The organism is uncultured Dialister sp. (assembly GCF_900538805.1).
Lineage (GTDB): Bacteria > Bacillota > Negativicutes > Veillonellales > Dialisteraceae > Dialister.
Window position 1 is genome coordinate 62,485 of record NZ_UPZP01000001.1, and the last position, 10,177, is coordinate 72,661.

The 10,177-nt window shown below is 52.5% G+C and carries 12 protein-coding genes; 5 read left to right on the plus strand and 7 right to left on the minus strand.

Annotated features, from left to right (window positions below; genetic code table 11):
- Positions 1-129 precede the first annotated feature (129 nt).
- Positions 130-1,011 carry a LysR family transcriptional regulator gene (locus QZQ29_RS00280; RefSeq protein ID WP_296958318.1) on the minus strand — a complete coding sequence of 294 codons (882 nt, stop codon included), beginning with the start codon at positions 1,009-1,011 and terminating at the stop codon, positions 130-132.
- Between the two features lie 164 nt (positions 1,012-1,175).
- On the opposite strand from QZQ29_RS00280, the gene QZQ29_RS00285 reads away from it, so the two are divergent.
- Entirely contained in the window at positions 1,176-1,736 is a 561-nt protein-coding gene (locus QZQ29_RS00285) for a chromate transporter (RefSeq protein ID WP_296958320.1), read from the plus strand.
- Complete coding sequence (locus tag QZQ29_RS00290) at positions 1,733-2,296, plus strand: chromate transporter (RefSeq protein ID WP_296958323.1); 564 nt, start codon at positions 1,733-1,735, stop codon at positions 2,294-2,296. The genes QZQ29_RS00285 and QZQ29_RS00290 overlap by 4 nt, the downstream gene beginning before the upstream one ends.
- A gap of 54 nt (positions 2,297-2,350) precedes the next feature.
- Here the strand turns inward: QZQ29_RS00290 and QZQ29_RS00295 are convergent, their stop codons facing one another.
- The 3 genes from QZQ29_RS00295 to QZQ29_RS00305 form a co-directional block, all read right to left on the minus strand.
- On the minus strand, positions 2,351-3,112 hold the full coding sequence (locus QZQ29_RS00295) for an amino acid ABC transporter ATP-binding protein (protein ID WP_296958326.1): 762 nt from the start codon (positions 3,110-3,112) through the stop codon (positions 2,351-2,353).
- A gap of 11 nt (positions 3,113-3,123) precedes the next feature.
- The gene (locus QZQ29_RS00300) at positions 3,124-3,771 is read right to left on the minus strand and encodes an amino acid ABC transporter permease (RefSeq protein WP_296958327.1); all 648 of its coding nucleotides are present in this window, start codon (positions 3,769-3,771) and stop codon (positions 3,124-3,126) included.
- Between the two features lie 187 nt (positions 3,772-3,958).
- Positions 3,959-4,774 (minus strand): amino acid ABC transporter substrate-binding protein, encoded by an 816-nt coding sequence (locus tag QZQ29_RS00305; RefSeq protein WP_296958330.1) that lies wholly within the window; start codon positions 4,772-4,774, stop codon positions 3,959-3,961.
- 196 nt (positions 4,775-4,970) lie between these two features.
- Between QZQ29_RS00305 and QZQ29_RS00310 the strand changes: the two genes are divergently transcribed.
- From QZQ29_RS00310 to QZQ29_RS00320, 3 genes are read left to right on the plus strand one after another with little or no spacing between them, the layout of a single operon-like run.
- The gene (locus QZQ29_RS00310) at positions 4,971-5,735 is read left to right on the plus strand and encodes a DUF4931 domain-containing protein (protein ID WP_296958332.1); all 765 of its coding nucleotides are present in this window, start codon (positions 4,971-4,973) and stop codon (positions 5,733-5,735) included.
- An 8-nt stretch (positions 5,736-5,743) separates the two neighbouring features.
- Positions 5,744-6,457: a metallophosphoesterase gene (locus tag QZQ29_RS00315; protein ID WP_296958336.1), complete on the plus strand. Its 714-nt coding sequence runs from the start codon at positions 5,744-5,746 to the stop codon at positions 6,455-6,457.
- Entirely contained in the window at positions 6,450-6,683 is a 234-nt protein-coding gene (locus QZQ29_RS00320) for a hypothetical protein (RefSeq protein ID WP_296958339.1), read from the plus strand. Before QZQ29_RS00315 ends, QZQ29_RS00320 begins: the two co-directional genes overlap by 8 nt.
- A 202-nt stretch (positions 6,684-6,885) precedes the next feature.
- On the opposite strand, the gene QZQ29_RS00325 is transcribed toward QZQ29_RS00320, so the two are convergent.
- The 3 genes from QZQ29_RS00325 to QZQ29_RS00335 are packed head-to-tail and all read right to left on the minus strand — an operon-like array spanning position 6,886 to position 9,361.
- A complete protein-coding gene (locus QZQ29_RS00325; protein WP_296958342.1) occupies positions 6,886-7,644 on the minus strand; it encodes an SDR family NAD(P)-dependent oxidoreductase in 759 nt (252 codons plus the stop codon).
- Positions 7,641-8,456 carry a peptidoglycan editing factor PgeF gene (gene pgeF, locus QZQ29_RS00330; protein WP_296958344.1) on the minus strand — a complete coding sequence of 272 codons (816 nt, stop codon included), beginning with the start codon at positions 8,454-8,456 and terminating at the stop codon, positions 7,641-7,643. The genes QZQ29_RS00325 and pgeF overlap by 4 nt, the downstream gene beginning before the upstream one ends.
- A gap of 2 nt (positions 8,457-8,458) precedes the next feature.
- Entirely contained in the window at positions 8,459-9,361 is a 903-nt protein-coding gene (locus QZQ29_RS00335; RefSeq protein ID WP_296958347.1) for an RluA family pseudouridine synthase, read from the minus strand.
- Positions 9,362-10,177 lie beyond the last annotated feature (816 nt).

Below are 10,177 nucleotides of genomic sequence, written 5' to 3' on the forward strand. Positions count from 1 at the left end.
ACAAATGATACCTTTTTTGGTCCTTTTCATGTACGATAAATCGCAAGTTATATTTTAGCATAAAGGCTTTAAAAAAACAAATTTTTCGATAAAGATTATGGAAAAAGGCGGTTTTTCCGCCGGTTTTCTTTATGAAATACCATTTTCCGATAAGCTTTCCGCCAGGCGGAAGAAAAGGAGGGCGCTCTGGGCATGGATTTCCCCCTTCCGCCGGGCCAGGTACAGATTCGACAACAGGGACTCTTCAGAAAGCATCCCCAAAGTAAGGTCCCTGCTTTTTTCAAGCACCGTCACCGGCGCCACCGCCGCCCCCAGTCCTTCCTCCGCCCATTCCCTGCAGGTTCTGGCATCGTCGGCCACGCAGTACACATCGGGGCGGTACTTTTCTTTCCCGCACTCCTCCAGTATGATTTTCTCCCACCGCCTGTAAAGGATGAGGGGCATGTCCCCCAAATCCCCAAGATGAAGGCTTCCTCCCCTAAAGAAGGAAAAGGCCTTTTTAGAAACGCCTACGGCCATGGCGGACTTTCCCAGGGAGATAAGGTCCAGACCGTAGAGGGAAAAGGGAGAGCGCAGGAGGGATACATCCACCTTCCCCTTCCGGAGCTGCTCTAAGAGCTCATAGCTGTTTCCTTCATACACCTTAATCTGGATGTGGGGATAGCGGTCCCTGTATTCCCGAAGGAGCCGGTAAAGTTCTCCATGGCCGCCGGAGGACACCATACCCAGACGAAGGATGCCCTGGTGCCCGGTCTTCAGCGTGCCGATTTCCTCCCGGGCCGCCGTTTCCAGGTCAAGCATTTCCACTGCATACCGGTACAGCCGGCTTCCCGCCTCCGTAGGCACCACCTGCCGGGCCCCTCTTTCAAAAAGGGTGGTGCCCAGTTCCTTTTCCAGAAGGTGCATCTGGCTGGAGAGTGGCGGCTGGGAAATATGGAGCTTCCTGGCGGCACCGGTAATGGTGCCCTCTTCTATAATGGTTTTAAAGTATCTGAGCTGCCTTAGGTCCATCTATATCTTCTCCATATGGTTTTTGATGAAATCAATATTTTTCATATGCCTTCATACCTGCTATGATACATGTATTCCATTAAATATGCAATATTTAATTTCGAGCCCGGTTGAATTGTATACACTAAAACTTATTGTATAGCCGGCAGGAAAGGATGGACAGGATGAAATTACTATTACAGCTGTTTCTGATTTTTGCAAAAATGGGGGCTGTCACCTTCGGCGGCGGCTACGCCATGCTTCCCATTCTCCAGCGGGAGGTGGTGGACAACCACCACTGGGCCACGGAGGAGGAGCTCATGGACTACTATGCCCTGGGCCAGGTGACGCCGGGCATGATTGCGGTGAACGTGGCCACCTTCATCGGCCTCAAGCTCAAAGGCTTCTGGGGCGGCATTTTCGCCACCATCGGCGTCATCACCCCTTCCATGATCATCATCACCGTCATTGCCATGTTCCTCACCCAGTTTGAAGAAAATCCCTACGTGGCCCATGCATTTACGGGCATCCGGGCCTGCGTATGCATCCTCATCCTGGATGCGGTCATTAAACTGGGCAGGAAATCGGTGAAGGATAAAAGGACCCTCTTCATTTTCCTTGCCATTCTTCTGATTTCCCTCTTTGCTCCCGTGTCCCCCGTATTTTCTGTCATCGCCGCAGGCATGGCAGGGTTCTTCCTTATGCCCTCCGTTAAGAAAGCAAAGAAAGAGGGTGCTTCCAGATGATATGGCTCCAGATGTTCTGGGAATTTTTCAAGGCAGGCCTCTTTGCCGTAGGCGGCGGTCTCGCCACCCTTCCCTTCCTCTATGACATTTCCCAGCGTACCGGCTGGTTCACGGCGGAAGACATTGCCAACATGATTGCCATTTCCGAATCCACCCCCGGTCCTTTGGGTGTCAATATGGCCACCTACGCCGGCTTCCAGGCCCTGGGCATTCCCGGCGGCATTTATACCACCCTGTCCCTCACGGCGCCGGCTATCATCGTCATTTCCATCGTTTATTCCATCCTGAAGAAATTCAAGGAATCGGAAATCATGGGCCGCATTTTCTACGGTCTCCGCCCTGCCTCCACCGCCCTCATTGCAGCCGCCGGACTGGGGGTGGCAAAGATTTCCCTTTTGAATCTGCCCTTATTTGCGGAAACCGGCAGTGCCGCTTCCCTCATCCGCTGGCCCTCCCTCATCCTGGCCCTTCTCATCTACGGGGCCCTCGTGAAATTCCGCTGGCACCCCATCATTTATATCGCCATCTCCGCAGCCGCCGGCGTGGCCCTGGGACTTTGAAAATCATCCATCAAAAAAAGACTGCGAAAGGGCAGTCTTTTTTGATGGATGATTTCAGGCCCGCAGGATGGATTTCAGGAAAGCCCGGGTGCGTTCGTTTTTCGGATGGTCGAAGACCTCTTCGCTGGTGCCTTCTTCCTCCACCTTTCCGTCCACCATGAAAAGGATGCGGTCGGAAACGGATTTGGCGAAGGCCATTTCATGGGTCACAATGGCCATGGTCATATTTTCGTCCGCCAGCTGCTGGATGGTTTTCAGCACTTCCCCCGTAAGTTCCGGATCCAAAGCCGAGGTAGGTTCATCAAAGAGCATGATATCCGGGTTCATGGCCAGGGCTCTGGCAATGGCCACACGCTGTTTCTGCCCGCCGGAAAGGCTTCCCGGGTATACGTCCTTCTTGTTCAGAAGGCCCACCTTACTGAGGAGTTCCTCTGCCAGAGGACGGATTTCTTCCTTCTTCATGCCCTTCACGTAAATAGGCGCCGCCATAATGTTATCAAGCACCGTCATGTGGGGGAAAAGGTTGAAGGACTGGAAGACCATGCCCATTTTTCCGAGGATTTTTTTCTGCTTTGCTTCATCGGCATACACCATGGCGCCGTTTTTTTCTTCCGCCAGGTAGTCTCCGTCTACCAGGATGGAGCCGCCCTGGATGGTTTCCAGATGAATCAGGCAGCGGAGCAGCGTACTCTTGCCGGCGCCGGAGGGGCCGATGATGGAAAGGACTTCGCCCTTTTCCAGGGTCATATTCACGTTATGAAGGATGGTCTGCTTTCCGAAATCCTTCCGGATATTTTTCATTTCAATAAAGCTCATTTGCCGCCTCCTCATTCTTCATATACGGCATACCGTTTTTCCACATATGCCAGGATTCTGGTAAGCACGGCGGTGCACACCAGGTAGAATACGGCGGCCACCAGGAAGGGGGTGGTGTCGAAGTCACGCTGTACGAAGGCGCGGGTCACGCGCATGAGGTCGTTCATGGCCAGGATGTATACCAGGGAGGTATCCTTCAGAAGGGTAATGGTTTCATTGCCAAGAGGCGGGATGACCCGCTTCACCACCTGGGGAAGGATGATGTGCCACATGGTCTGCCGGTAGCTGAAGCCCAGCACCTTGGCCCCTTCATACTGTCCCTTGCTGATGGACTGGATGCCGCCTCTGAAGATTTCCGCAAAGTAGGCAGCGTAGTTGGCTACAAAGGCCAGGATGGCCGCCGGGAAATCGCTGACCTGCACATGAAGCATAAGGGGCAGGCCGTAGTAAATGAACATAATCTGCAGCATGAGGGGCGTTCCTCGCATGACGTAAATGTATATGGCCGCCAGTTTCCTGAATACCGCCACATGGGAAATACGGACCATGGCCAGCAGGATACCGATAGGCAGGGCCAGCACGAAGGTCAATATGAAGATTTTGGCTGAAACGCCCAGCCCTGCAAACATGTTGGGCAGAATGTGAATGATATAATCCATCAGTAACTCCTTAGAAAAATCGAAAGGCAAAGGCCTTTTTATGCATGCATGAATATCATACACTGCCTTCATTCATTTAACAAGACAGAGAAATAGAATTTTACAGAAAAAAGGAAATCACCGGAGGGGAAAGGGCCCGCTCCGGTGATGCTTTTTCATTTCCCCTGCAGAGCAGGAAAAGGATATTTTATTTCAGCACAACGTCCTTGCCGAACCATTTCTGGGAAATCTTGGCAGCTTCCCCGTTGGCGATGACCTTGTCAATGCCCTGATTCAGGAGGTCCACCAGTGCCTGGTTATCCTTCTTGATGCCGATGGCGAAGGTATCTTTGGATACCTGGTCCGGCAGTTCGCGGAAGGTGTCGGGCTTCTTGGTCATGTAGTATTCATTCAGCACCGTATCCGAGAGCACTGCATCGCAGCGGCCGCTTTCCAGGTCCATGAAGCAGGCGGTAAGGTCCGGATAGGCTTTCACTTCTGCGAAGGCTGCCTTCAGCTGGGGATCCCGGTTCAGTGCGGTTTCAGCGGTGGAGGCTTCCTGAATGGTAATCTTCTTGCCCTTCAGATCAGCCATGCTCTGGACGGGAGAGTCCTTCAGCACCACGAATTCCTGGATATTGTCCATGTAAGGCTTGGTGAAGGCCAGTTTCTTCTGCCTTTCCGGTGTCATGGTGAAACCGTTCCAGATGCAGTCGATGCGGCCGGAGTTCAGTTCTGTTTCCTTGGATGCCCAGTCGATAGGTTTGAATTCGATGGGTACGCCGATTTCTTTGGAAATGGCATCTGCCATATCAATATCAAAGCCTACAATTTTACCGCTGTCGTCCCGGAAACCCATGGGAGCAAAGGTATCATCCATACCGGCTATAATCTTCGTGGGCTTTGCACCGGCAGCAGCTGATTTAGCAGCGCTCCCTGCTTTGTTATCCCCGCCGCAGCCTGCCAAGAGACCTGCGGCACCCAGTGCCAGAACCCCTGCAATGACAATTTTTTTCAGCTTCATAATTTTTACCTCTCTTTATTACTTTATTTCGTTAAAGGAATGCTATGACAATATATTAGCTGATTCTGCTTCCTTTGTCAAGCAGAAAAATAGCTGCCGGAAGCATACTCCTTTTTTACCTGCCTTTTACAGGAAGGTGAATCTATCTCTTCCCTCCACTGTGCTATAATGAAAAAGGAAAGATGAGGATACAGCTATGAATACACCTATAACGTTCAACCTGGCAATCGGCAGCCGGAAGCCCCATTCCGGCACCCAGAAAATCTGTCCCTTCTGTCATCCGGAAAAGCTCACAGGCATTCTGGAAAAGCAGGGCGACATCATCTGGCTCATGAATAAGTTTCCTGTGTTTGAAAAGACCTGGCCCACGGTGATTGTGGAAACATCGGACCACAATGGAGAGCTCTCCACCTACGGACCGGAAAAGCTCCATGAGGTTATTTCCTTCGGCCTTTCCCACTGGCTGAAGCTGGAAGGGGACAAACGGTTCAAGTCGGTCCTTTATTTCAGAAACTACGGCCCCGGCTCCGGCGGCTCCCAGCGCCATCCCCATTCCCAAATTATCGGGCTGGAAAATTATGACTATCGGGACAATATCCTGGGCGAAAATTTCCTGGGCCCCCTGGTTCACGAAGATGAGGACTGCTATGCCTCCATTTCCGACTACCCCTTAAGCTGCATGGGGGAACTGAATGTGACATTGAAGAAGGACGCTTCACCGGACCGGTTTGCCGACACCATCCAGACCCTGGCCCGTTTCGTGCTTCACGATTTCCCCCTGCCCTGCACCAGCTACAACATCTTCTTTTATCATTACTTTAAGCATATCCATGCCAAAATATTCCCCCGCTACACCGCCAGCCCCCTGTACATGGGCTACCGCATTACCCATGTCATGGACAGTGACAGCAAGAAGCGGATGATGGAAACACTGGCATCGGACAAATACTTCGGAGAGTAACAGACTTTATGAAATTATACGCTTTCAGCGATTTCCACCTGTCCGGCGACCCGCCTACGAAGCCCATGGACATTTTCGGCGCCCATTGGAAGAACCACCGGGAAAAAATCATTGCTTCATGGATGGAAACCATCCATGAAGAGGATACGGTCATTATGGCAGGAGATTTGTCCTGGGCCATGAACATGGACGACGCCATTGCTGATTTGAAAATGCTGGGCCGCCTTCCGGGACGGAAGATTGTGGTCCGCGGAAACCATGACTACTGGTGGGACACGGTAACCAAAATGACAAGAATGACCGACGGCATGCTGGAATTCCTGCACAACTCCACCATTGAAACCGGAGGCGTGGCTCTGGCCGGCACCAGGGGCTGGATATCGGAAACCTCCCCCAAGCTCACAGAAGCGGACAAACCCATCATTGCCAGAGAAGAAGGCCGTCTGGAGCGGTCCCTTGTGCTGGCGGAAAAGACCGGAGCCCCCCGCATTATGGCGGTGCTCCATTACCCCCCCTTTGACGAGGCAAGAAATCCATCCCACATGATAGAAATCATGAAGGCCCATCATGTGACCGACTGCATTTACGGCCACATCCATGGCGCCTCCAATTTCACCAACCTGCCGGAAGAACTCTGCGGCATCAAACTGCACCTTACCTCGGCGGACTACCTGGATTTCAAACCCCATTTCATCTGCGACCTGGAGGAACCCCATGCATAAACTGGCAGAAAGCCGCCTGCTGGCGGGATATATTTACGGCGACAGCCGAAACAGGGAATACATCTACCTTCCGGGAAGCGAATTGGACGCTTCTTCTCCCATGCTGGTCTATGAAACGGAAGACCGCAGCAGCGATGTAACCATGGAAGAAGCCTTGGACATCATCGAAAAACGGAGTTTGAAGCCCGCCGTCCATCCCATTCTTGGAAACAATACATTTCATTAAGGAAGCGCTGATTAAATCGTTATCGAATTTCATTCTTGCATTTTTATTCAATGCGAGGAATAAGCCGACGCGAATAGCGAGCTATTTAAGGAGGCTTATGACAAAGCATTGGATAAAAATACATATGAAATTCGATTCTTCGAATTAATCAGTGCTTCCTTAAAATCAAAAACTTCGGAACCATCCGGTATCCGAAGTTTTTTCATGCACGAAACAGTTTTTTAAAAAAGAGAAGCACCGGCAGAGGAAACAAAGCCGCCGAAAGCCGGGTGAGCCTGCCCATAACGCCGGGAATGGATATTTCCTTTCCCCTTCTGTTATCCCAAAGTCCCCTTTCCGCCACATCCTCTGCCTTCAGCATCCCCAAGGGATGGGTGGAAATCCCTGCCTTTTCCATGAGCTCCGTGTCTTCAATCCAGTAGGGGCAGAGAGCGGTGACCGAAATGCTCCGTCCTTTGAGCTCCCTTCCAAGGGAACGGCTGAAGGAAAGCAGAAAACTTTTGGATGCGCTGTACACTGAAAGCCCCGGAAGCGGCACGAAGGCGGCTGCAGAGCATACGTTGATAATGCCACCGCCCCTTTTCATGTAAGGCAGGCAGAGACGGGTAAGCTTCACTGGCACCTCTGCGTTGAGCCTCACCGTGTCCCTCATATCCGTCATATCTTCCTTTGTAAAGGAAATGGCCGTCCCCCTTCCTGCATTATTGACGAGGAGGGACATATTCGGCTTCTCCTTCGTGAGGAGTTTATCCAGCGCAGCAAAGGAATCATCATCCAGAAGGTCAAGGGGAAGGATCCTTGTTTTCACGGAAAGTGTTTCCGCCAGCCTTTCCAGATTTTCCTTTCTTCTTGCAATGAGCCAGATTTCATCGGCAAGGCCCATTTCTCCTATTTTCCTGGCAAACTCCCTGCCCAGGCCGGAAGAAGCGCCGGTAACAATGGCCGTTCTTTCTTCCTTCATGGCTCCATCATGAGCACCGCCATGTGGCGCCCGGTCCTTCCCTTTTCCTTCCGGTAGGAATAAAAGAGGTCATTGGCAGCCCAGGTGGAAATATGGCAGTCCTCGATGTGATTTTTCAGAAGCCCTGCCTTCTTCATGAGACAGTGGTTCGCCTCGGCCAGGCCGAAAAGATACTTCCCGTTCTCCTTTTTTCTATAGAGAGATGGCCATTCCTCTTCGCTGAAAAGGGGCTTCATGGCAAGGATAACCTCTTCTCCCACCTCAAAGTCATGAAGGCCTATGGCCGGACCTATGGCCCCTAAAATATCCTCCCTGCGGGAATGGTATTTCTCTGTCATAAGAGATACTGTTTTCCCTGCAATATCACCGGCAGTCCCCCGCCAGCCGCCATGGGACAGGGCGCACACCTTCTTCACCGGATCATAAAAGAAAAGGGGCGTGCAGTCCGCATAATTCATGGTAAGCGACACCTCCGGAGAAGCGGTAATAAGACCATCCGTATCGGGGATAGCCGTATCCAGGGAAAAAGCACCCCTGCCCCGATCTTCTTCAGACACTATTTCTATATGCGTGCCATGTACCTGTGAGCAGTTGATAAGCCTGGCCTCGTCAATGCCCAAAGCGCGGCAATACCGTTTCCTGTTCTCCAGCACATCTTCCCGCCTGTCCCCCACATGGAGCCCCATGTTAAGACTGGAAAAAGGCGGACCGCTCACGCCGCCCTTCCGGCAGGATACCGCCGCCTTCAGAGGAAGACCATCAAAAAGGGAAAACGTAAGAAATGCAACATTTCCTTTATTCTGTAAAGACAACTTCATACCTCCTTCAAAACATCGAGAGAGCCCCAAAGCTTTTGAATAACCTCCGTCATATCCGCAGGAAGAGGCGCAGAAAGCTTAACCATTTCCCCCCTTCCGGGATGGCGGAAAGAAACGGATAGGGCGTGGAGAGCCTGCCGCTTCATCAAATCCAGGGGCCCCCCGTATAAATCATCTCCCAGAAGGGGATGCCCCAGAAAGGAAAAATGAACACGAATCTGATGGGTCCGTCCAGACCGCAAATGAATGAGGAGAAGACTGGCCGTATCGCAGGAAGCAAGCACCCGGTACTCCGTGGCCGCCCACTTCCCGTCCGGCCGCACCATCCATTCCACAATACTTCCGGGCTTCCTTCCGATGGGCTCCTCTATTGTCCCTTCCGCCGGCTCCACCCTGCCGGAAACCAGGGCCACATACTGCCGATAAATGCAGTCGTGACTTTTCGACAGCTCATACTGCCCCATAGCAGACTTCGCCACCACCACCAGCCCCGTGGTATTCCTGTCCAGCCGGTACACCGGATGAATACCGGCGTCCTCATGATTCTTCAAAAAATAACCGGCCACCCCGTTCACCAGTGTATCATGAGCCTCCCGGGAAGTGGGATGGATAATCATGCCCGGCCCCTTATCCACCACAAGGATATCCCCATCCTCATACACAATGGAAAGAGGAATATCCGAAGGCACCACCTCATTCTCCTCACTCCAGGAAAGGATGACCTCATCCCCCGTATGAAGCACAGTGCGGGCATTATGAATGGCCTCCCCATTAATCAGCACCTTCCCGTTCCACTTCACCCGCTTCCAAAGGGCAGAAGAAAACTCCCGCTTCCCCTTCATAAACCGCCGAAGCTCCTGCCCCTCGTGGTCCGAAGAAATCCGATACCTGACCTCCATCCCCGCCTCCTGTTCATGAAATAATGAATGAAATAAATATTGCTTCCATTATACCCTGTGAGAGAATAGATGTAAAAAGGTACAAAGGGTTCAGAGGGGAAGGTTGCCAGCCCCTGCGGGGCTGAAGGTTATGGCCGCCTGCGGCGGGTTGTGTTCGCTGGCGCTCAGGGGGCGACGGCCCTAACGGGCCGAGGATGGTGGTATCGCCGCCTTTGGCGGCGATGAGTATAAAGACAGCGTTACGGGATTCCCTTCCCGCCCTACGCGTCATTCTGAACGAAGTGAAGAATCTCGGTACAGGCAGCCCATGAGGCAAATACTGTTAAATACCAGTCGGCGGCGGTGGTGGGCGGCCTATAAATGATGCAGGCCGCCTCTTATGATTAAACCAAACAACCGCGCCTTTGGCATCGGTCGGGCAATTCATAGGGAGGTCCTTTTATGTGCAGGCTAAGGACCAACTTTGCCCGACTTGGAGACCCTCTGCAGGGTCTCCACAAAGGGAAACAGGCAAACCTCGCTACGCTCGTGGAAATGCACCCCTTCTGCCTACGGCACCTCCCCCGGAGGGGGAGGTCTGCTCTACGCTTCCTTGTAGAGTTATGTGGCACAAAGCTCAGCACCCATAGTGCCCCCGCTTGCGGGGGAAAGGTGGTGGCGCCAGCCACCAAAGGGGGCCGCCGCCGAAAGGCGACATTTATACTGGCGCCGCAAGGCGCCCACCTCCCCAATCGGTCATCCGACTAAAAGGAAGGCCTCTTATTGGGCAGGCTAGAGGCCAACTTCGGCTGACTTGCGTATCCCATGCGGGATACG

Bases quoted from the DNA above. Each gene is read 5' to 3' on its own strand.
- QZQ29_RS00280 (WP_296958318.1), bottom strand. From the start codon at position 1,011: ATGGACCTAAGGCAGCTCAGATACTTTAAAACCATTATAGAAGAGGGC.
- QZQ29_RS00285 (WP_296958320.1), top strand. From the start codon at position 1,176: ATGAAATTACTATTACAGCTGTTTCTGATTTTTGCAAAAATGGGGGCT.
- QZQ29_RS00290 (WP_296958323.1), top strand. From the start codon at position 1,733: ATGATATGGCTCCAGATGTTCTGGGAATTTTTCAAGGCAGGCCTCTTT.
- QZQ29_RS00295 (WP_296958326.1), bottom strand. From the start codon at position 3,112: ATGAGCTTTATTGAAATGAAAAATATCCGGAAGGATTTCGGAAAGCAG.
- QZQ29_RS00300 (WP_296958327.1), bottom strand. From the start codon at position 3,771: ATGGATTATATCATTCACATTCTGCCCAACATGTTTGCAGGGCTGGGC.
- QZQ29_RS00305 (WP_296958330.1), bottom strand. From the start codon at position 4,774: ATGAAGCTGAAAAAAATTGTCATTGCAGGGGTTCTGGCACTGGGTGCC.
- QZQ29_RS00310 (WP_296958332.1), top strand. From the start codon at position 4,971: ATGAATACACCTATAACGTTCAACCTGGCAATCGGCAGCCGGAAGCCC.
- QZQ29_RS00315 (WP_296958336.1), top strand. From the start codon at position 5,744: ATGAAATTATACGCTTTCAGCGATTTCCACCTGTCCGGCGACCCGCCT.
- QZQ29_RS00320 (WP_296958339.1), top strand. From the start codon at position 6,450: ATGCATAAACTGGCAGAAAGCCGCCTGCTGGCGGGATATATTTACGGC.
- QZQ29_RS00325 (WP_296958342.1), bottom strand. From the start codon at position 7,644: ATGAAGGAAGAAAGAACGGCCATTGTTACCGGCGCTTCTTCCGGCCTG.
- QZQ29_RS00335 (WP_296958347.1), bottom strand. From the start codon at position 9,361: ATGGAGGTCAGGTATCGGATTTCTTCGGACCACGAGGGGCAGGAGCTT.